Here is a 24,815-nt window from a genome sequence, read left to right as displayed (position 1 = left end):
CGCCGTTTGCCCACATGCAAAAAACCAGTGCCACGCTGCTGATAATCGATGACGACGAAGTAGTGCGCGCGAGCCTCGCGGCCTATTTGGAAGACAGTGGCTTCAGCGTCCTGCAGGCCGGCAACGGCCAACAGGGTCTTCAGGTATTCGAGCGCGACCAGCCCGACCTCGTGATCTGCGACCTGCGCATGCCCCAGATGGGCGGCCTCGAGCTGATTCGCCAGGTGACCGAGCGTGCTCCGCAGACGCCGGTGATTGTCGTGTCCGGGGCCGGGGTCATGAATGACGCCGTTGAAGCCCTGCGCCTGGGCGCCGCCGATTACCTGATCAAACCCCTGGAAGACCTGGCGGTGCTGGAGCACTCGGTGCGCCGCGCCCTGGACCGTGCGCGCCTGCTCCAGGAAAACCAGCGCTACCGCGAAAAGCTCGAGACCGCCAACCGCGAGCTTGAAGCCAGCCTGAACCTGCTCCAGGAAGACCAGAACGCCGGTCGCCAGGTGCAGATGAACATGCTGCCGGTCAGCCCCTGGACCATCGACGATTTCCAGTTCGCGCACCAGATCATCCCGTCGTTGTACTTGTCGGGGGATTTTGTTGACTATTTCCGTGTGGATGAGCGGCGCGTGGCGTTCTACCTGGCCGACGTGTCCGGCCACGGCGCATCCTCTGCCTTTGTCACCGTGTTGTTGAAGTTCATGACCACGCGGTTGTTGTTCGAATCCAAGCGCAATGGCACCTTGCCGGAGTTCACCCCCTCCGAGGTGCTGGGCCACATCAACCGGGGCCTGATCAGCTGCAAGCTGGGCAAGCACGTGACGATGGTTGGCGGCGTGATCGATGAAGAAACCGGTCTTTTGACCTACAGCATTGGCGGTCACCTGCCGATGCCGGTTTTATACACTCCTGACAGTGTGCGTTACCTGGAAGGGCGTGGTCTGCCGGTGGGCTTGTTCAATGAGGCCACCTACGAAGACCACATCCTGGAACTGCCGCCGACCTTCAGCCTGACGCTGATGTCCGACGGCATCCTGGACCTTCTTCCAGAGCCTACACTCAAAGAGAAAGAAGCCGCCTTGCCTCAAAAGGTCAAGTCGGCGGGCGGCAGCCTGGATGGTCTGCGGCAGGTTTTTGGATTGGCCACGCTAGGGGAGATGCCGGATGATATCGCCCTATTGGTGTTGAGCAGGAATCTTTGATGAGTACCGGAAGAATCCAATTCGCCGAGCAAGACGGGACCTTCGTCCTCAAATTTGTCGGTGAAGTGCGCCTGACCCTGTGTTCGGCGCTGGATGCGACGATCGAGCGGATCTTCACAGCGCTGAATTTCTCGGCGATCGTGATCGACCTGACCGAAACCCGCAGCATCGACAGCACCACCCTGGGCCTGTTGGCCAAATTGTCCATTCTGTCGCGGCAGAAGGTCGGCCTGTTGCCGACCGTGGTCACCACCCACGAAGACATCACCCGGCTGCTGCAGTCCATGGGGTTTGACCAAGTGTTCAACATCGTTGACCGCCCGATCCCCTGCCCGGAATGCCTGACCGACCTGCCGTCCCAGGACCAGTCCGAGGAAATCGTACGGATCAAGGTGCTGGAAGCGCACAAGATCCTGATGGGCCTCAACGAGTCCAACCGCGAAGCCTTCCACGACCTGGTCAACGCCCTCGAGCGCCACTGATCCTCAATTGAAATGTGATCAAAATGTGGGAGGGGGCTTGCCCCCGATGGCGGTATGTCAGTCATAAATATGCTGACTGATCCACCGCCATCGGGGGCAAGCCCCCTCCCACATTTAATCTGCGACTGGCTTGAGACTGGCTTTCACAAAAAAGGGCGACACCCACCAAGGTGCCGCCCTTTTTGCCGCTATCCGCCCTTACAGCTTGGCCGACAACAGCGCCTCCAGCTTCTCCTGATCCCGAGCAAACTGACGAATCCCCTCCGCCAGCTTCTCGGTCGCCATCGCGTCCTCGTTGGACTCCCAACGGAACTGCGCTTCAGTCATATGCACCCGCGCTTCGCCGGCATGCCCCGGCGACAACTTGCGCTCCAGCTTGCCTTCATCCGCCGCCAGCTTCTCCAGCAAGTCCGGGCTGATGGTCAGGCGATCACACCCGGCCAGCTCTTCGATCTGGCTCAGGTTACGGAAGCTCGCACCCATCACCACGGTCTTATAGCCGTTAGCCTTGTAGTAATTGTAGATGCGCGTCACCGACTGCACGCCCGGGTCATCGGAACCGGTGTAGTCGTTGCCGTTGGCCTTCTTGTACCAATCATAGATACGGCCCACGAACGGCGAAATCAGGAACACACCCGCTTCAGCACACGCCACGGCCTGGGCGAAGGAGAACAGCAGCGTCAGGTTGGTCTGGATGCCTTCTTTCTCCAGCTTCTCCGCCGCGCGGATGCCTTCCCAGGTGGAAGCGATCTTGATCAGCACACGGTCACGGCTGACGCCGGCTTTGTCGTACAGATCGATCAGACGGTGCGCACGCTTGAGTATCGCCTCTTCGTCGAACGACAGACGGGCGTCCACCTCGGTGGAAATACGGCCCGGTACTACTTTGAGAATCTCTTGACCCACCGCCACCGCAAACCGGTCACTGGCCAGGCCCACATCGCCATTGCAGTCCTGCACACACTCATCCAGCAGCTTGGCATAGCCTGGAATCGATGCCGCCTTGAGCAGCAGGGAAGGGTTGGTGGTCGCGTCTTGTGGCTTGAGCTTGGCGAGGGTAGAAAAATCGCCGGTATCGGCTACGACGGTGGTGAATTGCTTGAGTTGTTCCAGCTTGGAAGTCATGGGCGTGCTCTGTCCTGTGGGTCTGATGACATTACCCGAGCGCTGGCAGGCGCTCAAGGGCGCAAATGCGTCAGGTCGTTTGCGCGGGGCAACAACCTGAAAACAGCCGCTTAAATAGCGGCCGTACTGCTCAATAGGAGGCCGGAATCGATGGCAGGTTCAACCCAACTGCCCGATAGCGCCTCCATCGCCACTGGGCCTGCCCCAATGCTGTAGGAGCGAGCTTGCTCGCGAAAAACGTCAACGATAACGCGTGCGTTCTGAATAAGCGCGGCGGCTATGGATTTTTCGCGAGCAAGCTCGCTCCTACAAAAGCCCATCAGCTACCCACTCACCGCCCGTCCAATAATTCCCCCGCCTGATCCAGCAACGCCAACGGATCCGCCGCCTTATGAATATCCACCGACAACAACTGCCTGAACCTGCGCGCCCCCGGAAACCCGGTGCCCAACCCCAACACATGCCGAGTAATGTGATGCATCGTCCCACCACTGGCCAAATGCTCAGCAATATAAGGCCGCAACTGCACCAACGCCTGCGCCCGGCTGATCACCGGCGCCTCACTGCCAAACAACCGCTGATCCACCTCCGCCAACAGATACGGATTGTGATAAGCCTCCCGCCCCAGCATCACCCCATCAAACGTCTGCAAATGCTCCTGGCACTGCTCCAACGTCTTGATCCCACCGTTAAGATTGATCTCTAACGCCGGAAAGTCCCGCTTCAACTGCGCCGCCACGTCATAACGCAACGGCGGAATGTCCCGGTTCTCCTTGGGCGACAACCCCTCCAGAATCGCAATCCGCGCATGCACGGTAAAACTGGTGCAACCGGCATCCTTCACCGTCCCGACGAAATCACACAACTCGGCATAACTGTCCCGACCATTGATGCCGATACGGTGCTTCACCGTCACCGGAATCGACACCGCATCGCGCATCGCCTTCACACAGTCCGCCACCAGGGCAGGGTGCGCCATGAGGATCGCGCCGATCATGTTGTTTTGGACGCGGTCACTGGGGCAGCCGACGTTCAGGTTCACCTCGTCGTAACCGGCGGCTTCGGCCATACGGGCGCAGGCGGCCAGATCGGCGGGGACGCTACCGCCCAATTGCAGCGCGAGCGGGTGCTCGGCTTCGTTGTGGCGCAGGAAGCGCTCGTGATCGCCGTGGAGGATCGCGCCGGTGGTGACCATCTCGGTGTAGAGCAGGGCGTGTTTGGAGAGCAGGCGTAGGAAGAACCGGCAGTGGCGGTCGGTCCAATCCATCATGGGAGCAACACTAAAACGCCGAGACAGTGCGGGGCTTGATTCTGCTGGGCTAAAGGTCTGTTTATCTAGCATTTTACTCAACGTGTTCTGGGCGTGTTTTGGGGCGTTTCAGGTGTCTTCAGGTCTTGGCGGTACCATGTACCACTTCAAAACTGACGCGTACCACTTTCAACATGGCGACTATCAGGGCAAGAAAACTGGCGGATGAGAGTGTGAGCTACACGGCTCAGATCCGCATCAAGCGCGACGGAGTGCAAGTCTACCAAGAGAGCCAGACCTTCGCCCGAAAACAGGCTGTGCAGGCTTGGACGCGTAAGCGCGGAGCGGAGGTGGATGAACCTAGTACGATCGAGCGCGCAAACCGCAAGGGGACCACGCTCAAAGAAATGACCGATCAATACTTGGTAGAAGTTGAGAAAGCCAAGCCGCTGGGCAAAGCGCAACTTGCTGAGCAAGACGTTTATCCCGCACCGCCTGCTGTCGCGGGCAGCCTTTGAACAGTTCTCTCCGAACTTCCTGTGTTGGGTAACGGCCATCTGGAAGGGCGGCGCTCGATGCTCGGCCCGGTGCGCGAGCTGGTACCGCCGCTGGCGAAGTACATGCGCTCGGGCAAAGACGGGCGGCAGTTCATGGTGCAGGGCTGGAAGGAAGAACATGAATTTGAACCGGGCACTGTTTCTCATCTGCGGGAGGCGGATCTGCACCAAGAGGTGTACGGCCTGCCCGAATGGACCAGCGCCTTGCAATCAGCCTTACTGAACGAGTCGGCCACGCTGTTTCGTCGTAAGTATTACGAAAACGGCAGTCATGCCGGTTTCATTCTTTACACGACCGACGCCGCGCAGAACGAAGCGGACGTCGACTCCTACGCAAGGCGCTAAAGGACTCCAAGGGGCCTGGCAACTTCCGCAACCTTTTTGTGTATTCGCCCACGGCAAAAAAGACGGGCTGCAGATCATCCCGGTCAGCGAAGTGACAGCCAAGGATGAATTCAACTCGATAAAAAATCAGACGTCGCGACGACGTGCTGGCCAGCTTGCGTATTCCGCCGCAGCTGATGGTGCCGCAAAACGCAGGTGGGTATGGATCGATCAGGGAAGCGGCGCAGGTGAATGAGTGGCTTGGGGAGGAGGTGGTGCGCTTCAAACATTATGAAATTACAGTAGGTGCCTGATAACCCCCGGCGCGGTAAATAGGGCGCCGAATCCGTGCGTCAGACCGGCCCGAAGCTGAGTCCCCCCAAAGTCGTGGTCGCCGAAAATTATACTACGCAAGGCGGTTTTTTCTTGATATTTGTGAGATAACTCCAGAATAAACGACACCAATCTGTATAGCATTAAAAGATATGGAGATGTTTGGAGTTATATATGTTGAAAACGTGTGTGTGGCGTATATAACGAAATGATTAATTAATGGTTTTTCGTTTTGAAGGGGCTAAGCTATGTTGACTGTCGTTGGAGATTCCGAATATAAGGGTTTTTTGCTGCGAAAATCAATTCGGATTAAGGGAAGCATTGTCGTACTAACGGGAAAGAATGGTGTAGGTAAGACACGGTTTCTCGAAAGTATTAAGCAGCTATCTACTAAGGTTTATAGAACGGAAAAAGAGTTGAATGCCAGCGATATCATTTTTTTGGCGCAGTCTGCCTTGGTGCCTTCGTTTGGCCAAGGATACAATGATGATGCATATGTAGCCAAAGTTAGATCAACTATAGAGTATTTTGTTAGAAGTAAGCAGGATTTCATAGACCCCTATGATGAGAACAAAGCCAGTGCGCGCATGATGGCTAGGATGGGTAGTCCTCAAATATCCTTGAGTTACGCCAAGTTGCATGAGTTGTGTCGAGTAATATCTCTTAAGTTGAATCTGCCAATTGCTGATTTGAGTGAGGAGCATATAAAACTGAATTTTGACGAGCTTTTGGATACGCCGTTTGGAGTAAGTGATATTTCGATGATATGTAACACCTATCGTCGACGTATCGATGAGAACGAATTTAATGAGTGGCGCGTGGTGTCGAGACGTAAAGATGTAGACTTTATTACGTTCGATAAAATTGAGGAGTATTTCGGATCAAAGCCGTGGGAAGTACTTAACTCTATATTAGAAAAAGTTTTTGATGGTAAATTTATTTTTTCGATTCCTGATGAAGAATCTGATGTGTACGATTACGTCGCACAACTTAAGTTAAAAGGCAGTGGGCAGAATTTAAATCCCGATTCGCTTTCGTCAGGCGAGAATACTTTGTTGTGGCTTGTGTTAACTCTTTTTAACACTCAGTACAGGGAGGTTATGTCGTCTGCAGTTCCGAAGTTATTGCTTATCGATGAGCCTGATGCGTTTTTGCATCCGAAAATGGTTGAAAAGTTATATGCCGTATTGAATAGCTTCACTGCTATGTTTGGCGTTTTTGTATTTATAACTACCCATTCCCCGACGACCGTTGCTCTGGCTCCCCCAGATAGTATTTATGTGGTCGATGAGGCAGGTGCAGTTTCAGTTGAGAAGGATTTCGCGATATCTGAATTGCTTGATGGAGTTAATCAGATTTCATTAGATCCAGAGAATAGGCTTCATGTTTTTGTTGAGAGTTTTTATGATGCTAATATGTTTAGCGCTCTTTATGCGCACCTTAGAGGTGTAGAAGATACAATTGATTCTAAGGTCTCATTGAGCTTTATTCCTTCTGGGGAAAAAGTTCCCGAGTATCGCATTGTTGAAGCTATGCATAGTTTGGTTTCTGATGACGGTGACTTATGTTCAAAGATGGTCGATGCGATAAATGGTGTTGGTAGTTGTGCGCATGTTTATGGGGCTGTTGAAAGCTTCGCGGAGTTTAGCAGTAAATACGTCAGGGGTGTAGTTGATTGGGATCTTCATAATAAGCCTAAACCAGGGATAGTGGTTTTTGCTAATGGGTATGCATATACCACGGAAAATATCGGCCTAGATCCAATTTCAATTCTTTTAATGCTTCATATGGATAAAGGCGATGATTACTCCATTTTTAATCTTTGTGGAGAGGGAGTTTCTTGGGGTGAATGGCTTGAGCGCTTGGATCTACTTCAAGTTTCACTAGATCGCTATTTAGAGCGGGTGCTGAACTCTCCAAACAATCGAGATGCTGAAATCGAGTACGTGTCCGGACTGCGACTTTTAACTGATATTAGGTACCTGCATATGGGATCGGAGTTGGAGGGGGTAGTACTTACGGCCTATCCCGGGCTGAGGTCCTATATAGGAAATGGCGCAAAAAAAGATTTAAAGTATACTGTTGTTACCAAGTCCATGCTAAAGCTTACGGGAGGGAGACTTATTCCAGTGCAGTTTGTTCAGCTGTTCAAAGAGTTGCAAATATCGCGGCCTAGGTGAATTTCTGGATTTGCTTCCAGGTAGCAGGATTTTTCAATAGCAATATTGATAACGTGTAGCAGGCAGCGGCATGGAGAACTAGTACTAGGGTACAGGCGCAACCAAACTAGCGAATGGAGTGGAGACAGTTGCAGATAATGCAGTCGGGGCCATGAAAACTCTGGATAAAAATACACAAATGCTTACAGATACGATTATGCGCCTGCGGCGGGCGTAGCGTACGTACTCCCCTCCTACAACACTAAGAGAATTCACCCATGAGCAATAATGATTTAATGCATCTGTACGACGTTCCGCTCTCTGACAAGGAGGCTTTACTCCTCGGCAGGATCATTGCTTTATGGGGGGCACTCGAGTCCGAAGTGTTTGCGCAGACAATTGCAACTTTCAATGTGCAAGAGTTCGAGGAGTTGCCAAGGGCGATGAATAACCTGAGCTTTATCAAGGTGCTGGAGTTGTGGAAAGCTCGGGTTGCTGAAGTTGAAGAGGGCGACCGTGCTGAAGTACTAACTCAGCAGTTTGAAAAAATCACTCGCCTGCACGATTCTCGAAATGCGTTGATTCATGGTATGTGGACCTGGTCTATGGACGAACCAGAGAAAATAAGCACTACGCGAGTGTCTAAAAAACAGATCATAACCATGCACTTTCCAGCAGGAAGCCTAGCAGATTTCCATGATGAACTCAGCGTAATTAACGCCAAGATCAAATATCCCGGTGGAGTTGAGGACACTGCACGCGAGAGGGAAAATGAGGGCGTCTTCATAAGCCGCAGGATGCTGTGTATGCTCACAAACAACCCCGCTGCAGACGACTGGCTCCCGCCCCGGATCATGCAGAAAGGCAAACGCAACTGATGTTTGACGATAGGTGAACCGAGCGAAATTTATTTGATTTAGAATATTAATTGCGGTGCGCATAAGTATGTTAAAAAGATATTCTATCGCCCGCAATCAAGCCGAGTTTAATGTTTTTTGTGTTCTACCTTGCTGCGTTTGTTTGCTCTTGCAGTTTTAAAATTTGAGTAAGCGGTGTAGAGCTTACCAAATATATAATAGTATGAGGCGCTATAGCGTTCCGCCTGGATTGCTTCGCTTCGAAATCGCTCTATTATCTTTTTCTTATGTTCATCAAAGTCATAGACTTTGATCGATGATCCCCTGGAAATCAGATTTTGCTCTAACTTATCGTGTAGAAAAAGCTCCAATGAGTCTTTGGATAAAAGGCACTCTCTCGTAAGGTTGAAGTTCTTGAAAATTACTAGCTGATAATCTGAGCTCATTAGTTTAATGGTTTCTGTATGACCTTCAGTATTAGTTATATCAACTATAAAGCGGATATTACCGCCAATATCTTTATTGTTATGAGAGACTCTAACGACCCTTATTACTCCCGTCAGGTAGTTTCTAAAAAACTCTCCTACAGGCGACCAATGCTTGACTTCTTTGGGTACGACATATTTGCCTTCGTTTGTGGAAAGTACTAAACGTTTTTTGGTTTTGCTGTCTTGAAGAAGTTTTTCCATTTTTATAATGTTCGTATTAACCGTATAGCAGATTATTTCCCCCATTGACCTGTGGTATGTCTCGTAGGGTTTCAAAATAAGCGGCGAGTCTTCATGATTTTCTATGTCGATATAAAAGTTGTGACCTAATTTTAAAAAAATACCATATATTGTAACGGGTCGATCTTTTAGATTTTCTAGTACTATGTGTGATACGTAGCTTTCTTGGCACCTTGAGCTTGACGCAATTCCAAATCCTCCGCGGATCGATATTCCTGACTTCCGTTGATAGTTCTTGATAGCGAAGACTAAAGCCAAATTGCGATAGGTGCTGTTATAAGTAATGTACCCCAGTTTTTAGGGTCGGAGAAACAATTGGATATTATTGTGAGCATAGCGTTTTTCTTTTTGGTTGTAAAAAGCAGCCGAAAAGGTTCTTGTTCCGATTGCTTAGAAAGTAATTAAGATAACGCAGATTGAAGTCTCTTGATTCGATTTGATAATGAAGAGTCATCAGGTTCCATCCTTATGATCCCAAACTCTTTAGAGCGAATCTCTTCCACCTTAAAATTAACTACTTGACGAGCTACCCAGTCATACTGGTCATTGCTCGTCCACTCTAAGCTCATAGCTGCTCTCAAATCATCTAGATCGAACGTGGCGCGATCATCAGGCATGAATAATACTTTTTTGGCGCCAGTTGCGTTAGGGGTTAAATCAATCAAAACCCCGTTTTCACTCCTCCAAACAGCGTGATGCTGGGCAACATAATAACTATGGTTTACCTCCCAAAATAGCCATCCGTAAACTATCTGACCCGCATTATTCAACGAGTGCTCAATGCAGTTATACCAACATTGGCCGATCGGAAATCCTGGTGGTGGGGCGACTTCTACTTCAAGCAAGACGGAGTCATCAGAGTATGTGGGGCGCGAGATCCCACTTGGAGGAGCAACCTTGGAGGACATCAAAAAGTCCAAAAACTCTCGAAATCTCGTTGCCGACAAATTAGGTAATTCTTGAGCTTTGGGGCTTTGAAAACTCATGCTTTTCCCTTACTGGTCAAAGAGTGGATAAGTACTTAATAAGCTTTTATGTGAAACAAGACTTGAGTGGCCGTGGCTTTGTTTCATAGAAAAAATCCTTCTTTTCTTGAGATCGACTAGGGATGTAGAATCGCTGATGTCATGGTAGTGGCGCAAGGGTATCTACAGGGATGAATAATTTATTTTTCCAAGAGGGTGGTACAAAAGTGGTACGTGGTGATTTGGTGCGCCAGTTTTGCTCAATAAATACTGAGTTAGCGGATAGAGTTGGTCCAATCCATCATCGGACGACGTACCGAGTGTGGAGTGATTTTGGGAGCAGGTTAAATCGTCTAGGAAATTTCCCACGCTTTTCTCGGCTTGCCCCTAAGACCACCCCTAGCTAACCTCCTCAAGCCGCTGCCAATCCAGCGGCCGGATGTGGAAGTCCGACCAAGCTGAAGGCGCTCAATCGCCCATAAACACCTACCGGCGTTTTTTTACGTCTGTATGATTGCTTATGGCGGCTGTGCGCGGGGCACTTCGGTGCGCCGGGTCCTTTAGCCCTGGTCTTCCACACCTGCGTACAGCTGCCACCCCTCATGTGGAAGTGAGATAGGCAGTTCCTTAAACGCTAAAGGAGCTTCGCCATGTACAAAGTCACACCTAATCCGCCTTACGCTTCAAACGCTGCATCCTCTGATCCCAAGCTTCAAGCCGCAGCCCAGCGAGCAATCCATCATCACTTGCCCCCATCCGACGACGCTGCACCCGTCGAACACCCAACCAACAACCTATTCCTCGTCAACCCAACCATCGACCCCGAAAGCCTCTTGGCCAACGCCGCCGAAAACCTCGCATCTGCCAACGAAATGGCCTCCTCCTTGGCGTTCGAACTTAACGACTCCCAGCGCGCCATCGCCCTGGGCATTCAGCAGTTGATCGAGCTGAGCTCGCTGCTTGTCGATCGAGCCCAGGAGCAAGTTGCGCCTGTAACCGCCTCAGTTAAAGCCTGACAACAACCCCTGCCGCCTTACCCAAGGCGGCAACCTGAACTCATGCTGTCCTTCAGCAAAGTTTCATAATTCCCTGCGCCGTTGAGGTCTACGATTCCCTGCAACAGAGGACCCCAGCGCCTCCAGCTCACAGGGAACTGAAACCATGATCTCGAATCTCGTCAAAGTTGTGATGATCACCGGCACGTTGCTGTTGAGTGCTTGTTCATCTTCATCAGCCGTGAGCAGTGATCCGTGTTTTTCAGGTGGATGCCAGGCGTTTGGGGACCACAGCCCCGGCAAAGCCGCCAAGATGAATTTTGGTGGCAGTGGGCTGGGGAGTAGTTATGGGGAGTATGGGGCGGGGTTGTTGCATGATGATTGATGTGGGTGGTGAGGCAGGCAGTGGTGTGTTGACTGATCCATTGCCATCGGGGGCAAGCCCCCTCCCACATTGGAACTGTGGTGGGGGCAAGATTGTGGGTGTCAGTGGCCGCCCTTCATGCGGCGGGCGATGAGGTAAAGGCCCAGGCCGATGAGGGCCGTTACGGCGCCGATGTAGCCGGTGCTGGTCCAGCCCAGTCCGGCTGTAATCGCCATGCCGCCAAGCCAAGGGCCCAGCGCATTCGCCAGGTTGAACGCCGCATGGTTGGATGCCGCCGCGAGGCTTGGGGCTTCGTGGGCGATGTCCATCAGGCGGATTTGCAGCGGCGCGGCCATGGCGATCATGGTGCCGACCAGGCCGATGCCCAGCAGGACGCTCCACAGTGAGCTGGCCGCGAAGGTGAAGAAAATCAGTACGGCCATCGACCACACCATGATCCAACCCACGGCGCGAAACTGCAGGCGATCGAACAGCTTGCCGCCGGCAATGTTGCCGATGATGCCGCCCGCGCCAAACGCGGCGAGGCCGAAGGGGATCCACTGCGGCGAGACTTTGGTCACTTCCAGCATGGTCGGCGCCAGGTAGCTGAATACGCAGAACATGCCGGCAAAGCCAATTGCGCCGATGGACAGGGCCATCCAGACCTGGGGTTTGGTGAAGGCGCGCAGTTCCTTGCGCGGGTCGCTGCGTTGTTCGTCGTGGCGGTGGGGTACGAATTGCCAGACCAGGGCGATGGTGAGCAAGGCAATCACGCTGACCAGAGCGAACGCCGAGCGCCAGCCCAGGTGTTGGCCGAGGAAGGTTGCGATGGGGTTGCCGAGCAGCATGGCCAGGGTCAGGCCCATCATGACGCGGGCTACGGCGCCGGCGCGTTTGTCGGTGGGCACCATGCTGGAGGCGACCACGGCGGCGATGCCGAAGTAGGCGCCGTGGGGCAGGCCGCTGATAAAGCGGAAGGCCACCAGCGAGCCGAAGGTGGGGGTGAAGGCGGTGGCGAAGTTACCCAGGGCGTAGAGGCCCATGAGCAACAGCAGCATGTGTTTGCGCAGCAGCTTGGCGCCGAGGATGGCCAGCAGCGGGGCGCCGACCATTACGCCCAGGGCGTAGGCGCTGATGGCGTGGCCGACTTGGGGTTCGCTCAGGCCCAGGTTCTGGGCGATGTCGGGCATCAGGCCCATGATGGCGAATTCGCCGGTGCCGATGGCGAACGCGCCCACGGCCATGGCCGCTTCCATTTTGGCGGCACTGCGCGCGGGCAGCAGGTGCCCGGGTGTTTGCTGGATAGACATGGATCGCTCTGTTTGGATGAGGTGCACGAAAGACAGTCGCCGATGCTACGCAGGCGACTGTGAAGGTGTCTAGAACAGCCTCGGGCACGAGAGTTCCGGGCCTGTGACCCCAGGTCGCGGCTGGCAGTCTTGACACTGGCGCGATAAAAGCCGTGATTTAGCGGTGTCAATTGGCTAAACGGCGCATAAACGCTGTTTGGCATGATATTCTGCGCGCCGTCTTGAGCTAGGCTTTCCTTGGTGCGTACACCCGTATACGTCCCAGCGGTTGGCTGTCGCCCAGGTAGCTGAAGCCAATAATGATAAGAAGTCAGCGCAGAAGGGACATAACAGTGAGGTCGATCCATCGGCCTTGTGTGCCCACCCTGCAGCCTTGAACAATCAGGGGCGGCAGGGCGGATGGCGTTTTATCATAGGTGCTACTGATGTTTAAGAAAGTAAACACTGCCCTGCTGGGGCTGGCTTTGTCGATGGGGATCACGTCCGTTCAGGCGGAAGAGGCAAAGAAAGTCGATGTGCTGCTGATCGGCGGCGGCATCATGAGTGCGACCCTGGGTGTCTGGCTCAATGAGCTGGAACCGGATTGGTCGATGGAGATGGTCGAACGCCTCGATGGCGTGGCCGAAGAAAGCTCCAACGGCTGGAACAACGCCGGTACCGGTCACTCGGCTCTGGCCGAGCTGAACTACACCCCGGAAGACAAGAACGGCAACGTTGAGATCCCTAAAGCGGTCGAGATCAACGAAGCGTTCCAGATTTCCCGTCAGTTCTGGTCCTGGCAGGTCCAGCAGGGCGTGTTGAAGAACCCGCGTTCGTTCATCAACTCCACTCCGCACATGAGCTTTGTGTGGGGCGATGACAACATCAAGTTCCTGAAAAAACGTTATGAAGCGCTGAAGGCGAGCCCGCTGTTCGCCGGCATGCAGTACTCCGAAGACCCGGCGCAGATCGCCAAGTGGGTGCCGCTGATGATGGAAGGGCGTGATCCCAACCAGAAAATCGCGGCCACCTGGAGCCCGATCGGCACCGACGTGAACTTTGGCGAGATCACCCGCCAGTTCGTGGCTCACCTGCAAACCACCCCTAAGTTCGACCTGAAACTGTCGAGCGAAGTGCAGGACATCACCCGCAACGACGACGGTTCGTGGCGCGTGAGCTACAAAAACCTCAAGGACGGCACCAAGACTGAAACCGACGCCAAGTTCGTGTTCATCGGCGCCGGCGGCGGTGCCCTGCACCTGCTGCAAAAGTCGGGCATTCCTGAAGCCAAGGAATACGCCGGCTTCCCGGTGGGCGGTTCGTTCCTGGTGACCGACAACCCAACGGTCGCCGAGCAGCACCTGGCCAAGGCCTACGGCAAGGCTTCGGTGGGTTCGCCACCGATGTCGGTTCCGCACCTGGACACCCGCGTGCTGGATGGCAAGCGCGTGATTCTGTTTGGCCCATTCGCCACCTTCTCGACCAAGTTCCTCAAGGAAGGCTCGTATCTGGACCTGCTGACCAGCACCACCACCCACAACATCTGGCCCATGACCAAAGTCGGTATTCGTGAATACCCGCTGGTCGAGTACCTCGCCGGCCAACTGATGCTGTCCGATGACGACCGCTTCAAGGCGCTGCAGGAGTACTTCCCGAACGCCAAGCAGTCCGACTGGCGCCTGTGGCAAGCCGGTCAGCGCGTGCAGATCATCAAGCGTGACGAAGAGCAGGGCGGCGTCCTGAAGCTCGGTACCGAAGTGGTCAGTTCCGCTGACAACTCCATGGCCGGCCTGTTGGGTGCATCGCCAGGCGCGTCGACCGCGGCTCCGATCATGCTGACCGTGCTGCAGAAAGTCTTCAAGGACAAGGTAGCAAGCCCGGCCTGGCAGGAAAAACTGCACCAGATCGTGCCAAGCTACGGCACCAAGTTGAACGACAGCCCTGAAGCGGTTGCCAAGGAATGGGCCTACACCGCCGGTGTGCTGCAACTGACGCCACCGCCAGCGATCCCGCAACTGGCGGCTCCACAGGCCACCGAGGCTGCCAAGCCTGCGGCTGAGCCGAGCAAGCCGGCGTCTGACCTGGCGCTGTAAGCAACGTATAGAAAAAGCCCGCTGAACCGGTGACGGTCAGCGGGCTTTTTTGTGCGCGGCGTTCAGACCCTGAAGTGCCGAACTTGCTCGTACAGATGCAGGGCCAGTGCATTAGCTGTGTCGCACAGCAGATACAGATGCTGGGCGGGGAGGGCCGGCAGTTCCGGCATTTGCCTCAGCCCTTGGCCCATGCGGCTCTCCTCCATCAGGCCCACGGCCACGCCGCTGCGCACGCACGCCTCTACCGCCGACGAGTTGGGGCTTTCCAGCAGCACGCGATGGTAAATCCCGTGATCCTTCAGCGTCTGTAACGCTGCGGCCCGATACGGGCAACCGGCGATGGGCACGGTGATGGGCAGCGGCGCGTTTGGCGGGTAACTGAACGGCTCGGCGGCGATCCACAGCGGTTGCACGGTGCCCAAGCGTTCACCCTGCGCCAGCGGCTGTGCGCTGACGGTAATGGCCAGGTCCAGTTGGTTGGCCGTAAACAGATTCAACAGTTCACCACTGGTGCGCGCTTCGATTTCCAGCTCCAGCAGCGGATTGTCGGCGATCAGTCGCGGCACAAATGCCTGGATGAAGGCGGGCGCGTAGGTGTCGGGCACGCCCAGGCGAATCTTGCCCTGCATGCGTTGGGGCATCAGCGAGATCAGCAGGCGGTCATGGCTTTTGAGAAATTCGGTGGTCTCGCCCAGCAGTTTTCTGCCGTACAGCGTCAGGTCCACGCCCTGGTTGCTGCGGCTGAACAAGCGCTGGCCGACCTGATCTTCTAGTTTCTGAATTTGCGTGGTCACGGTGGAAGCGCTGCGGTGCACATGCTCGGCCGCTTCGTTAAAGCGTCCAAAACGCGCGACGGCGTGAAAGGTGCGCAGTAGATCGATATTCAGCTGCTTGGCCATGATTCAACTTTTACGGATTGATGATGCAGGTTATTCCAATATACAGAAGAGTCCCCCGTCCCTAGCCTTGAAGTCAACTACACAGGCTGGAGGCCGCATGAAGCGATCAACCCTGGGATTGCTGCTGTTGCAAGCGGCGTTCGTCCTGTCATGGAGTTCGGGCTATATCGGCGCCAAGCTCGGCACGCAAGAAGGCGGCGCGTTCAACCTGCTGTTCTGGCGATTCCTGTTGGTATCGCTGTGCCTGGGGCTGTTCCTGAACGTCCGGTTGTTGAAGGTTTCATGGGCGCAGATCCGCCATTACGCCGTCGTCGGTTGCCTGTCGCAGTTTCTGTACCTGAGTTGCCTCTACGTGGCGATCCAGAACGGTCTGCCGCCCGGCATTGCGGCGATCATTGCGGCGTTGCAGCCGTTGATGACTGCGGCATTGTCGACGGGCAGCGCCACCGAGCGCAGCGGCGGTTGGCAATGGGTGGGGCTCGTGATCAGCTTTGCTGGCGTGGCGATTGTGATCGCCGGGCAATACAGCAATAGCGCAACCGAGGTAAGCCTGGTCATGTATGGGCTGCCCCTGGTGTCGGCGCTGGGGCTGACGCTGGCGACGCTGTACGAACGCCATTCGGTGCAGAGCCAGAATGTTGGCTTGCTCATACCGCTGTTTATCCAATCACTGCTGAGCCTGATCGGGTTCACGGCTGCTGTGCTGTACACCGATACCTTGAGCATCCCCCATGACACCGACGTACTGATTTCGATTGTGTGGTTGACGGTGTTTTCCACCTTTGCCGCTTACTTGAGTCTGTGGCGGCTGTTGCGCGTCATGACGGCCACACAGGTTGCCGCGTTGGTCTACCTGGAGCCTCCGGTCACCCTGGTCTGGGCGGCGTTGATGTTCGGCGACAGGATCCATGCCTCGACCTATGCCGGCATTGCCGTGGTCATTGCCGGCCTGGTGCTATTGCGCCTGAAGCGACCGACCGTCGCGTGTACATCCTGAGGCCTGTGGGTTCAGCCATCTGACAGACATCTCCTGTTAAAAATAAACCATGCCCAAGCAGGAAGCCTGGCTGGAACACGGGGGATTTCTTTCTGATACAGGTGCAGGGCGATGACGCCCGAGGGGTTTGTATGTTGCTACGTTATGCAGCAATGGCGGCGGTAGTCGTCGCGGCTTCCGGATGTGTGCAAGAGCGTGTCGTACATGAACGTCGACCGGTGCAGCGTGAGTATGTGGAAGTCGTGGCACCCCAACCGCCGCCGGTGCAAGTGATCGAAGTCGAGCCGGCGGCGCGCGACGGTTATATCTGGTCACGCGGTTACTGGCGCTGGCAAGGCGGACGCTATGTGGCGGTACACGGCCATTGGGAGCCGGTGCGCGAGGGTTATCGCTATGTGCACCCGCATTGGGTACAGCGCAATGACGGGTTTCACTGGCAGGTCGGTGGCTGGGTTCGCTGACCGAGCGGCCTCTCCCGTTTGTAGGAGCGAGCTTGCTCGCGAAAAACCACAGGCGCCGTGTGCTACCTGAATGTTCGCGTAATCGTTGGCGTTTTTCGCGAGCAAGCTCGTTCCTGCAAAAGACGGCCTAGCCGATCCGTTTCATGCCCGCTGCCTTGACCGCATTCAGGTCGAAGGTGGCGGTGTATTCGCAACCCGCCGCGTGGGCGCAGCGTTCGATCAGGCAATCGGCAAAGTCTGCCTTGTTCGCAATGAACTTGCGCAGTGCCTGCCAGATGATATCGGCGTGCTCAACCGTGAGCTCGCGAGTGTGCAACAGGGTTTCCAGCACCATCACCACATCGCTTTTGGCCGACTGGTAGCAGGACTGCAGTACCCACACCAATTCCACAACGGTCACCAGGCTGACAAAGCCCGGTGACGCTGCGGTGAGTGATTCGATCAGTCTGGACGCCTTGGCTGATTGCACGGGCTCGTCCTGGGTGACGTAGCGCACCAGCACGTTGGTATCCAGGCCGATCATCCGGCTTTTGCTCCCTGCGCCGCGATGGCGTGGTTCATGTCCTCGATGGACACGGCATTGGCAGGCTTGCTGATCAGTCCCTTGAGGTCGGTGACGGTTTTACTCGCGGCGATCATGGAAAACTTGCCGTCTTCCATTTCAACGAATTCCACCCGGTCGCCTGTTTCCAGGCCGAGGGCTGTCCTGACCTGGACAGGAATAGTGATTTGCCCTTTTGAAGTCAGTGTTGCGGTTGCCATAGTGAAGATCTCCATCGTGATATTCCTTACCTTAGGGTAAGGAATGATGGAGGACAATATCCGTTGGTCCATAGGTTGCTCGCAGGTGTGGGTGAGTCGGTACTAAAACCCTAGTCCGGACTCGCGGTCTCCACACCTTTGGCCCCGCCCCAAACCGATACAAACTATGACCGGCCGCGCCCGCTCACTGCACCACGCGATAGCACGGCACATACGCCGCGCCGCCCGGCAGCTTCATGCGGTGCTGGGCGACAAACGCTTTGAGCAGCTCGTCCAACGGTTTCATGATCGCCGGGTCGCCGTGAATCTCGTACGGGCCGTTTTCTTCGATCAGGCGGATGCCTTTGTCCTTCACGTTACCCGCCACGATTCCCGAGAACGCGCGACGCAGGTTGGCCGCCAGTTCATGGGGCGGCAGCGCATGGCTCAGTTGCAGGCTGGCCATGTTTTCGTGGGTCGGGTCGAAGGGGCGCTGGAAACCTTCGTCGATCTTCAACAGCCAGTTGAAGTGGAACGCGTCGTTGCGCTCGCGCCGGAACTGCTTCACTGCCTTGAGGCCCAGGGTCATCTGGCGCGCGACTTCGGCCGGGTCGTCGATAATGATCTGATAGTGCTTCTGCGCCGCTTCGCCGAGGGTAGCGCCGACGAACGCGTGCAGTTGTTCCAGGTAAGGAGCCGCATGCTTGGGCCCGGTCAACACCACCGGGAACGGCAGGTCGCGGTTGTCCGGGTGCATCAGGATGCCCAGCAGGTAGAGGAATTCCTCGGCGGTGCCGGCGCCGCCGGGGAAGATGATGATGCCGTGGCCGACACGCACGAAGGCTTCCAGGCGTTTCTCGATGTCCGGCAGGATCACCAGCTCGTTGACGATCGGATTGGGCGCTTCGGCGGCAATGATGCCCGGCTCGGTCAGGCCCAGGTAGCGGCCACCGGTGATGCGTTGTTTGGCGTGGGAAATGGTCGCGCCTTTCATCGGCCCTTTCATCACGCCGGGGCCGCAGCCGGTGCAGACATCGAGACTGCGCAGGCCCAGTTCGTGCCCGACTTTTTTGGTGTATTTGTATTCTTCGGTGTTGATCGAGTGGCCACCCCAGCACACCACTATCTTCGGCTCGACACCCGCGCGCAGCGTACGGGCGTTGCGCAGCAGGTGGAACACGTAGTCAGTGATGCCCTGGGAGTTGCTCAGGTCGATGCGCTGGCTGTCCAGCTCGTTTTCGGTGTAGACGATGTCACGCAGGGCGCTGAACAGCATTTCGCGGGTGCTGGCGATCATCTCGCCATCGACGAAGGCATCGGCCGGGGCGTTGAGCAGCTCCAGGCGCACGCCGCGGTCCTGCTGGTGGATGCGTACTTCGAAATCCTTGTAGGCGTCGAGGATGGTCTTGGCGTTGTCGATATGCGCGCCGGTGTTGAGGATCGCCAGGGCGCATTGGCGAAACAGGGCGTAGACGCTGCCGCTGCCGGCTTCACTCAGTTGCTGGACTTCACGTTGGGACAGGGTTTCGAGGCTGCCCTTGGGGCTGACGGAGGCGTTGATGACTTGACGTTGGGGCATTCTGATTCCTTGAAAGCACAGCCACCGCATCCACGACAGGCGCGGTGGCTTGAGAATGATGGGCGCCGTATACGGTCGCACGAGACGGTTATTTACCTCAGGCGCAAGGCCGAGCGCAAATACCGTCCAGCACCATCATGCCGCAGAACTTACTGGATCAGCTTCCAGTTTTTGTAGAAAACCCGACGCAGGGTAAACACCAGGCCGGCAAAGCCCGCGATCACGGCGTTAAGCACGGAGGGCAGCAGGGTTGGCCGCACGATATCAATGAACAGGCAGTAACGTTTCGCATCGTTTTTGTTGAAAGACGCATGCATCAGCGTGTCATCGAAGATAAACAGCGGATCGTCGTGCCAGTAGTGCTTGTGCTTGCCCACCTGGATATACACGCCTTCATGGTGCGGCGCCGGCGCCATGTTGTAGAGCACGCGGAACATCATGCGCAGGGGGCCGAAGTGGAACGACGTCGAGCGGTTCTCGTTGAACACCGACACGCCAATGGTTTTCACGAATGGCAGCTTCTTGCGCAGTTGCGGAATGTCCAGGGCGGTTTCGATGGGGCGGCCGTACCACTGGAAAAACAACATGCCGCGTTTCTTCTCGGCCATGCGCGCGTCCAGGTAGCCGATGATTTCTTCCTTGCGGGCCATGGCGTCGTCAATCACCTGTTGCAGGTCCTCGCGCCAGGCGGGCGGCAGGTCTTGCATCGTGTAGACATGGCGGTTGCGCCTGCTCAGCAGGTCGAACAGGGTGTTGAACGGCGCCAGGATCCAGGTGTTGCGACCGTTGCCGACGAAATATTTCTTGATGGTGTCGCGGTCATACAGGCCATTGCGCAAGAAGTCATAAACGCCGCAGACCAGCACCAGCAGCAGGAACACCAGGCTGATGTGTGGAAAAACGTCCATAAACAGCAGAACGCCGACCACCCAGGCGAGGGATATCAGCTTTTTGCCAACCGCATTTTTGCTCATGGAACCTGGCTCCAGACCCGAAACATAATGAAACAATATCGTCATGATAAGGCTTTATCGCGCCCCCGAGCGTTTTTAAATGAAGTGAAATCGTTAAACCGTCTCAAATTTTGTAACCGTTGCCGGAGAAGCCCGGCGTCGCGTGGATTGAATTTTGAGAACGGAAGATTTGCGACTATCGTGACGCTTCGGATTTTCGGGCGTCATAGACCGGTACGATTGAAGTTGAATGGCCACCATTGGCCTTCGGCACCTTGGAAGAGGCAGAATTTTTATGATCATCAAACCGCGGGTTCGTGGCTTTATCTGTGTGACCGCTCACCCTGTTGGCTGTGAAGCGAACGTCAAGGAACAGATCGACTACGTGACCAAAAACGGCACCATCGAAGGCGGCCCCAAGAAGGTGCTGGTCCTCGGTGCTTCCACCGGCTACGGCCTGGCCGCGCGCATCAGTGCTGCGTTTGGCTGCGGCGCCGACACCCTGGGCGTGTTTTTTGAGAAAGAAGGCGAAGAAGGCAAACTTAGCTCCGCCGGCTGGTACAACAGCGCGGCGTTCGAGAAGTTTGCCGTGGAAAAGGGCCTGTACGCCAAGAGCATCAATGGCGACGCGTTCTCCGACGAGATCAAGCGCCTGACCATTGAAACCATCAAGAAAGACCTGGGCAAGATTGACCTGGTGGTCTACAGCCTGGCCGCGCCACGCCGTACCGACCCCCAAGGCGTAGTGCACACCTCCACCCTCAAGCCGATCGGCAAGGCCGTGACCTTGCGTGGGATCAATACCGACAAGGGCGTTGTGGTCGATACCACGCTTGAGCCCGCGACCCAGGAAGAAATCGACGGCACCGTGAAAGTGATGGGCGGCGAAGACTGGCAGCTGTGGATCGACGCCCTGCGTGACGCCGATGTGCTGGCCGAAGGCGCCAAGACCACCGCCTTCACTTACCTCGGTGAGAAGCTGACCCAGGACATCTACTGGAACGGCTCCATCGGCGAAGCCAAGAAAGACCTGGACAAGAAAGTCCTGACCCTGCGCGACAACCTTGCTGCGCTCAAGGGCGACGCCCGTGTGTCGGTGCTCAAGGCCGTGGTCACCCAGGCCAGCTCGGCAATCCCGATCATGCCGTTGTACCTGTCACTGTTGTTCAAAGTGATGAAGGAGCAGGGCACTCACGAAGGCTGTATCGAGCAGGTTTACGGCCTGTTCAAGGACAGCCTGTACGGCAGCGAGCCAAAGCTGGATGCCGACGGCCGCCTGCGTGCCGACCTGGCCGAGTTGGAGCCGAAGGTTCAAGACGCCGTGGCGGCGCTGTGGAACCAGGTTACTGACGACAACGTCAACGAGATCAGCGATTTTGCCGGCTACAAGGCTGAGTTCCTGCGCTTGTTCGGTTTCGAGATCGATGGCGTGGACTACGAAGCGGACGTGAACCCGACCGTCAAGATCAACGGTCTGGTCCAGGCGTAAGTAATGTAACGCTAGCGGCCTCGATAACTGGATTGTCAGGCCGCTGCTTGCTGCTGCGGATATCAGGCATATCTGGATTCAGACAGGCGATGTTTTGCCTGGGTGAAGCCTGATCGCCGGATATTTACCACCTCCTTCTCCCAAAGAGGATTGAGCGGCACGTGATAACCGCTGTCTTTGGCGGTCTTTATCAGCTCGGCCATTTCCTTGCTGTCATGGATGATGCTGATTTCATCGAATCTGCCCAGTTTTGACGGCAGGAAAAACGTCGCAGGATAGTTCGCGGTCACTTCCGTCGCCGGGCTGCCCGAGTCCGCATTGTGGTGGACCACAGGCTCTGCGCCGCCGACCAGCGTTTGATTGATGATGCCGATCATCTCCCGTATTCGCGGCGAGGCATTGCCGAGATCGGAGTCCTCTTTCCTGTAGAAATTCGTGGCACTGGCAACGTCTGCGCGCAGCTCCTCCGGCACCCGTTTATAACCATTGATTCGTTCCTTGAATACGCTGTAAGCGACATCCGGTACGGGAAGCTTATCCTGGGGCCCGAAGTCACTCAGGTGCGGCGCGACCATATGCAGATCGTAATCGGCGGTCAAAGGCTTGCCATCTGCCTGCGTGGCCAACACTTCAAGCGGTTTGTCCTGATGGGTGATGAGATAGGCGTCGTCGGCAGGCGACCCTGGGCGGGCTTGAAATGTATAGCGTTGCCCACTCGGCCCTTGGGCGCTCAATTGCAGCGTGCCGTCCTCACTTTTAGCGGACAGCTCGGTGATATGACCGAGGTTCACCAGTTCATTAAGGCGATGACGGGAGAGTTTCAGCGGAATCGGGACCGCATGGCGTTGCTCGATGCAATCCAGGACCTGCGCATTGGCTTTGGCGACCTTTTCCGGCGCGCTCTCCAGCTTGCTGAAGGCCTGGTCGCTACAGATCAGACCGGCCTGCGGCCCCCAGTTGGCACTTTTGCCCTTGATGTGGAAGTTCTTGGTGGGGTGCCCGGCTTCTATCAGTCCGGTAGCCACGGATTCAACCGGGCGTATGCCGATGATGGAGTTGGTGGTCGCCGCGATCTGTTGCAAGGGCTCAAGGTGGCTCGAAACTATTCCTGTCTGCTGTTTTACCTGCTCAAGCAGATTGCTCGGTAGATTGCCGGCATCGCCGGCAACGTGGTTGTTGGAACGGGGCTGGTTGCGTTGCAAGGCGTGCAGGCTGAATGCGGAAGGTGAAGTAACGCTCAGAGTCATGTCATTCATTGAAGCACCTCTATGTCACGTCGTGCGGCCGTGTTGGGTGATTCCATTCAGTCCCAGTTGGCTGACATTAAGAGAGATTGGCCCTTGGCGGGGAGGCGTGGCGATTTTTCAGACCGATCCTACTCTTGCTTACCTTCTGCTGCGGTTCATGAACATGCCAGACTGCCTGACTCATCTTGCAAACGAGAGCAAACCCATGACGATCCGTGCGGTAGTGTTTGATTTCGGTGGCGTGTTATTTGACTGGAGCCCGCTGCATCTGTATCGCAAGCTCATTGCCGACGATAAGCAGCGGCAGTGGTTTCTGGAGAATATCTGCACCCAGGCCTGGAACACCGAGCAGGATGCAGGCCGAACGCTGGCTGAAGCTACCCGCAGCCTGATTGCCCAATACCCTGAACACCGGACCTTGATCGAGGCATATTACGCGCGTTGGCACGAGATGTTGCGTGGCCCTTTGCCGGAAGGGGTCGCGATTCTCACCGCCTTGCATCAAGCGAATATGCCGTTGTTCGGGCTGACCAACTGGTCGGCGGAAACCTTTCCCTACGCCCGCAAGCACTATCCGTTCCTGCAATTTTTCCGCGATATCGTCGTCTCGGGCCAATTGAAACTGATCAAGCCCAAACCGGCGATCTACCAGGCCAGCCTCGCTCAAATCCGTGCCCATTTACCGGATATCCAGGCGGGTGAAGTAGTGTTCATCGATGATGTCAAAGACAATGTCGACGCTGCCATCGCCCTTGGCTGGCAGGGCATTCACCATGTGTCGGCCAAGCGCACCGCCGCGCGTCTGCGCGAGTTGGGGGTGGCGTTCTAGCGCGCCCACTTTTCCATGACAAAGTCGACGAAGGCCCGCAGCTTGGGCAGGCGATAACGGTCCTGTCGATACAGCAGGTGCATGGGGCGGCTGGGAAGTTTATAGCCGGTCAGCAAGGCCACCAGCTTGCCGCTCTCCAGGTCCGGTTGCACCAGGGCATCGGCCAGCATGATGATGCCCATTCCGTTTATCGCCGCCTGGCGCAAGCCTTGGGAGCTGTTGATGGTCAATGAGCCGGCCACCGGAACCTCTACCTCGCCTGCGTCCCCGGTCATGCGCCACAGTTTGTCGGTGTCGCGCCAGTTGTCGGTCGCAGGGTAGGCGAAGGCCAGACAGTCGTGTTGCTGCAGATCAGCCGGAGTCTGCGGCGTGCCACGTCGCGCCAGGTACGCAGGCGACGCGCAGAGGGTGAGGGTGTAGGCCTGCAGGGGGCGGGCGATGACGCTGGAGGTTTCCAGTTCGCCGAGACGTATCGCCACGTCGAAGCCGCTGTCGACCAGGTCCATCCGCTCATTACTCAGTATCACGTACAGGTCGATCAGCGGGTAGCGCTGGGAAAATTCGCTCAGGGCCGGCACCAGGCGTTCGGTGCCGAACACCGGCGGCGCGGTGATACGCAGGCTGCCTTTGGGGGCTTCGCTGTGAATCTGCTCGGCCAGCAGCTCGGAGTCGGCCACCAGCCCCAGCACTTCCAGGCAGCGCTGATAATACTGCCCGCCAAATTCCGTAAGGTGCTGCTTGCGCGTGGTGCGTTTGAGCAGGCTGACGCCCAGTCGTTGTTCCAGCGCACGCAGATGGTTGCCGACCATGGTGGTCGACATTCCGCATTCCTGCGCAGCGGCGGTCATGCTGCCGGTCTCGACAACTTTCACGTACACCGACATGGCCTGGAACAGGTCCATTA

23 protein-coding genes and 2 pseudogenes are annotated in these 24,815 nt (G+C 55.9%); 13 read left to right on the top strand and 12 right to left on the bottom strand.

Annotated features, from left to right (window positions below; translation table 11 throughout):
• The first annotated feature begins 14 nt into the window (after positions 1-14).
• Together rssB and rssC are read left to right on the top strand one after the other, a co-directional pair.
• Positions 15-1,196 carry a two-component system response regulator RssB gene (gene rssB, locus TU82_RS09530; protein ID WP_057722957.1) on the top strand — a complete coding sequence of 394 codons (1,182 nt, stop codon included), beginning with the start codon at positions 15-17 and terminating at the stop codon, positions 1,194-1,196.
• Positions 1,196-1,678 carry an anti-sigma factor antagonist RssC gene (rssC, locus tag TU82_RS09525; RefSeq protein ID WP_017848891.1) on the top strand — a complete coding sequence of 161 codons (483 nt, stop codon included), beginning with the start codon at positions 1,196-1,198 and terminating at the stop codon, positions 1,676-1,678. Before rssB ends, rssC begins: the two co-directional genes overlap by 1 nt.
• Before the next feature lie 198 nt (positions 1,679-1,876).
• Here the strand turns inward: rssC and tal are convergent, their stop codons facing one another.
• Positions 1,877-2,803, bottom strand: a complete 927-nt coding sequence (tal, locus tag TU82_RS09520; RefSeq protein ID WP_057722956.1) for a transaldolase — start codon at positions 2,801-2,803, stop codon at positions 1,877-1,879.
• Positions 2,804-3,134: 331 nt separating this feature from the next.
• Positions 3,135-4,145 carry a tRNA dihydrouridine(20/20a) synthase DusA gene (dusA, locus tag TU82_RS09510; RefSeq protein WP_057722954.1) on the bottom strand — a complete coding sequence of 337 codons (1,011 nt, stop codon included), beginning with the start codon at positions 4,143-4,145 and terminating at the stop codon, positions 3,135-3,137.
• Positions 4,146-4,246: 101 nt separating this feature from the next.
• Here dusA and TU82_RS27785 point away from each other — a divergent pair.
• The 4 genes and pseudogenes from TU82_RS27785 to TU82_RS09495 all read left to right on the top strand — a co-directional run.
• Positions 4,247-4,522 (top strand): annotated as a pseudogene (locus TU82_RS27785) (site-specific integrase); the annotation flags it as partial.
• Positions 4,509-5,247 (top strand): annotated as a pseudogene (locus tag TU82_RS29135) (phage portal protein); the annotation flags it as partial. The pseudogenes TU82_RS27785 and TU82_RS29135, both read left to right, overlap by 14 nt.
• 267 nt (positions 5,248-5,514) lie before the next feature.
• On the top strand, positions 5,515-7,446 hold the full coding sequence (locus tag TU82_RS09500) for an AAA family ATPase (protein ID WP_057722953.1): 1,932 nt from the start codon (positions 5,515-5,517) through the stop codon (positions 7,444-7,446).
• Between the two features lie 257 nt (positions 7,447-7,703).
• Positions 7,704-8,303 carry a hypothetical protein gene (locus TU82_RS09495; protein WP_057722952.1) on the top strand — a complete coding sequence of 200 codons (600 nt, stop codon included), beginning with the start codon at positions 7,704-7,706 and terminating at the stop codon, positions 8,301-8,303.
• Positions 8,304-8,410: 107 nt separating this feature from the next.
• Here the strand turns inward: TU82_RS09495 and TU82_RS28665 are convergent, their stop codons facing one another.
• A complete protein-coding gene (locus TU82_RS28665; protein WP_156421655.1) occupies positions 8,411-8,971 on the bottom strand; it encodes a hypothetical protein in 561 nt (186 codons plus the stop codon).
• A gap of 440 nt (positions 8,972-9,411) precedes the next feature.
• Positions 9,412-9,996, bottom strand: coding sequence for a hypothetical protein (locus TU82_RS28660; RefSeq protein ID WP_156421654.1), 585 nt, complete (start codon positions 9,994-9,996; stop codon positions 9,412-9,414).
• Between the two features lie 629 nt (positions 9,997-10,625).
• Here TU82_RS28660 and TU82_RS09480 point away from each other — a divergent pair.
• Together TU82_RS09480 and TU82_RS27780 are read left to right on the top strand one after the other, a co-directional pair.
• Positions 10,626-10,991: a DUF6124 family protein gene (locus TU82_RS09480; RefSeq protein ID WP_057722949.1), complete on the top strand. Its 366-nt coding sequence runs from the start codon at positions 10,626-10,628 to the stop codon at positions 10,989-10,991.
• Positions 10,992-11,136: 145 nt separating this feature from the next.
• Positions 11,137-11,355: a hypothetical protein gene (locus tag TU82_RS27780; RefSeq protein ID WP_082631996.1), complete on the top strand. Its 219-nt coding sequence runs from the start codon at positions 11,137-11,139 to the stop codon at positions 11,353-11,355.
• A gap of 101 nt (positions 11,356-11,456) precedes the next feature.
• On the opposite strand, the gene TU82_RS09475 is transcribed toward TU82_RS27780, so the two are convergent.
• Entirely contained in the window at positions 11,457-12,644 is a 1,188-nt protein-coding gene (locus TU82_RS09475) for an MFS transporter (RefSeq protein WP_057722948.1), read from the bottom strand.
• A gap of 425 nt (positions 12,645-13,069) precedes the next feature.
• On the opposite strand from TU82_RS09475, the gene mqo reads away from it, so the two are divergent.
• Complete coding sequence (mqo, locus tag TU82_RS09470) at positions 13,070-14,716, top strand: malate dehydrogenase (quinone) (protein WP_057722947.1); 1,647 nt, start codon at positions 13,070-13,072, stop codon at positions 14,714-14,716.
• 62 nt (positions 14,717-14,778) lie between these two features.
• On the opposite strand, the gene TU82_RS09465 is transcribed toward mqo, so the two are convergent.
• A complete protein-coding gene (locus TU82_RS09465; protein WP_057722946.1) occupies positions 14,779-15,615 on the bottom strand; it encodes a LysR family transcriptional regulator in 837 nt (278 codons plus the stop codon).
• 97 nt (positions 15,616-15,712) lie between these two features.
• Here TU82_RS09465 and TU82_RS09460 point away from each other — a divergent pair, with 97 nt between their 5' ends.
• Positions 15,713-16,612, top strand: a complete 900-nt coding sequence (locus tag TU82_RS09460; RefSeq protein WP_057722945.1) for a DMT family transporter — start codon at positions 15,713-15,715, stop codon at positions 16,610-16,612.
• Between the two features lie 131 nt (positions 16,613-16,743).
• Complete coding sequence (locus TU82_RS09455) at positions 16,744-17,073, top strand: YXWGXW repeat-containing protein (protein ID WP_057722944.1); 330 nt, start codon at positions 16,744-16,746, stop codon at positions 17,071-17,073.
• A gap of 127 nt (positions 17,074-17,200) precedes the next feature.
• On the opposite strand, the gene TU82_RS09450 is transcribed toward TU82_RS09455, so the two are convergent.
• From TU82_RS09450 to TU82_RS09435, 4 genes are all read right to left on the bottom strand, one after another.
• Positions 17,201-17,596 carry a type II toxin-antitoxin system VapC family toxin gene (locus tag TU82_RS09450; RefSeq protein WP_057722943.1) on the bottom strand — a complete coding sequence of 132 codons (396 nt, stop codon included), beginning with the start codon at positions 17,594-17,596 and terminating at the stop codon, positions 17,201-17,203.
• Positions 17,593-17,850 carry an AbrB/MazE/SpoVT family DNA-binding domain-containing protein gene (locus tag TU82_RS09445; RefSeq protein WP_057722942.1) on the bottom strand — a complete coding sequence of 86 codons (258 nt, stop codon included), beginning with the start codon at positions 17,848-17,850 and terminating at the stop codon, positions 17,593-17,595. Before TU82_RS09445 ends, TU82_RS09450 begins: the two co-directional genes overlap by 4 nt.
• Positions 17,851-18,019: 169 nt before the next feature.
• Positions 18,020-19,393, bottom strand: coding sequence for a nucleotide 5'-monophosphate nucleosidase PpnN (ppnN, locus tag TU82_RS09440; RefSeq protein WP_057722941.1), 1,374 nt, complete (start codon positions 19,391-19,393; stop codon positions 18,020-18,022).
• A 149-nt stretch (positions 19,394-19,542) separates the two neighbouring features.
• A complete protein-coding gene (locus TU82_RS09435) occupies positions 19,543-20,367 on the bottom strand; it encodes an aspartyl/asparaginyl beta-hydroxylase domain-containing protein (RefSeq protein ID WP_057722940.1) in 825 nt (274 codons plus the stop codon).
• A gap of 274 nt (positions 20,368-20,641) precedes the next feature.
• On the opposite strand from TU82_RS09435, the gene fabV reads away from it, so the two are divergent.
• Complete coding sequence (gene fabV / locus TU82_RS09430) at positions 20,642-21,835, top strand: enoyl-ACP reductase FabV (RefSeq protein ID WP_057722939.1); 1,194 nt, start codon at positions 20,642-20,644, stop codon at positions 21,833-21,835.
• Between the two features lie 62 nt (positions 21,836-21,897).
• Here the strand turns inward: fabV and TU82_RS09425 are convergent, their stop codons facing one another.
• Positions 21,898-23,091 (bottom strand): anthrax toxin-like adenylyl cyclase domain-containing protein, encoded by a 1,194-nt coding sequence (locus TU82_RS09425; protein ID WP_082631995.1) that lies wholly within the window; start codon positions 23,089-23,091, stop codon positions 21,898-21,900.
• Positions 23,092-23,287: 196 nt separating this feature from the next.
• Between TU82_RS09425 and TU82_RS09420 the strand changes: the two genes are divergently transcribed.
• Complete coding sequence (locus TU82_RS09420; RefSeq protein WP_057722938.1) at positions 23,288-23,911, top strand: HAD family hydrolase; 624 nt, start codon at positions 23,288-23,290, stop codon at positions 23,909-23,911.
• On the opposite strand, the gene TU82_RS09415 is transcribed toward TU82_RS09420, so the two are convergent.
• Complete coding sequence (locus TU82_RS09415; protein WP_057722937.1) at positions 23,908-24,813, bottom strand: LysR family transcriptional regulator; 906 nt, start codon at positions 24,811-24,813, stop codon at positions 23,908-23,910. The genes TU82_RS09420 and TU82_RS09415 overlap by 4 nt on opposite strands.
• Positions 24,814-24,815 lie beyond the last annotated feature (2 nt).

This window comes from Pseudomonas orientalis (assembly GCF_001439815.1).
Classification (GTDB): domain Bacteria; phylum Pseudomonadota; class Gammaproteobacteria; order Pseudomonadales; family Pseudomonadaceae; genus Aquipseudomonas; species Aquipseudomonas orientalis.
Note: the sequence above shows the minus strand (reverse complement) of the source record. Positions and strands in the feature narration are given on the sequence as shown.

Coding starts and splice junctions, on each gene's coding strand:
- rssB (WP_057722957.1), top strand. CDS start 15: ATGCAAAAAACCAGTGCCACGCTGCTGATAATCGATGACGACGAAGTA.
- rssC (WP_017848891.1), top strand. CDS start 1,196: ATGAGTACCGGAAGAATCCAATTCGCCGAGCAAGACGGGACCTTCGTC.
- tal (WP_057722956.1), bottom strand. CDS start 2,803: ATGACTTCCAAGCTGGAACAACTCAAGCAATTCACCACCGTCGTAGCC.
- dusA (WP_057722954.1), bottom strand. CDS start 4,145: ATGCTAGATAAACAGACCTTTAGCCCAGCAGAATCAAGCCCCGCACTG.
- TU82_RS09500 (WP_057722953.1), top strand. CDS start 5,515: ATGTTGACTGTCGTTGGAGATTCCGAATATAAGGGTTTTTTGCTGCGA.
- TU82_RS09495 (WP_057722952.1), top strand. CDS start 7,704: ATGAGCAATAATGATTTAATGCATCTGTACGACGTTCCGCTCTCTGAC.
- TU82_RS28665 (WP_156421655.1), bottom strand. CDS start 8,971: ATGGAAAAACTTCTTCAAGACAGCAAAACCAAAAAACGTTTAGTACTT.
- TU82_RS28660 (WP_156421654.1), bottom strand. CDS start 9,996: ATGAGTTTTCAAAGCCCCAAAGCTCAAGAATTACCTAATTTGTCGGCA.
- TU82_RS09480 (WP_057722949.1), top strand. CDS start 10,626: ATGTACAAAGTCACACCTAATCCGCCTTACGCTTCAAACGCTGCATCC.
- TU82_RS27780 (WP_082631996.1), top strand. CDS start 11,137: ATGATCTCGAATCTCGTCAAAGTTGTGATGATCACCGGCACGTTGCTG.
- TU82_RS09475 (WP_057722948.1), bottom strand. CDS start 12,644: ATGTCTATCCAGCAAACACCCGGGCACCTGCTGCCCGCGCGCAGTGCC.
- mqo (WP_057722947.1), top strand. CDS start 13,070: ATGTTTAAGAAAGTAAACACTGCCCTGCTGGGGCTGGCTTTGTCGATG.
- TU82_RS09465 (WP_057722946.1), bottom strand. CDS start 15,615: ATGGCCAAGCAGCTGAATATCGATCTACTGCGCACCTTTCACGCCGTC.
- TU82_RS09460 (WP_057722945.1), top strand. CDS start 15,713: ATGAAGCGATCAACCCTGGGATTGCTGCTGTTGCAAGCGGCGTTCGTC.
- TU82_RS09455 (WP_057722944.1), top strand. CDS start 16,744: ATGTTGCTACGTTATGCAGCAATGGCGGCGGTAGTCGTCGCGGCTTCC.
- TU82_RS09450 (WP_057722943.1), bottom strand. CDS start 17,596: ATGATCGGCCTGGATACCAACGTGCTGGTGCGCTACGTCACCCAGGAC.
- TU82_RS09445 (WP_057722942.1), bottom strand. CDS start 17,850: ATGGAGATCTTCACTATGGCAACCGCAACACTGACTTCAAAAGGGCAA.
- ppnN (WP_057722941.1), bottom strand. CDS start 19,393: ATGCCCCAACGTCAAGTCATCAACGCCTCCGTCAGCCCCAAGGGCAGC.
- TU82_RS09435 (WP_057722940.1), bottom strand. CDS start 20,367: ATGAGCAAAAATGCGGTTGGCAAAAAGCTGATATCCCTCGCCTGGGTG.
- fabV (WP_057722939.1), top strand. CDS start 20,642: ATGATCATCAAACCGCGGGTTCGTGGCTTTATCTGTGTGACCGCTCAC.
- TU82_RS09425 (WP_082631995.1), bottom strand. CDS start 23,091: ATGAATGACATGACTCTGAGCGTTACTTCACCTTCCGCATTCAGCCTG.
- TU82_RS09420 (WP_057722938.1), top strand. CDS start 23,288: ATGACGATCCGTGCGGTAGTGTTTGATTTCGGTGGCGTGTTATTTGAC.
- TU82_RS09415 (WP_057722937.1), bottom strand. CDS start 24,813: ATGGACCTGTTCCAGGCCATGTCGGTGTACGTGAAAGTTGTCGAGACC.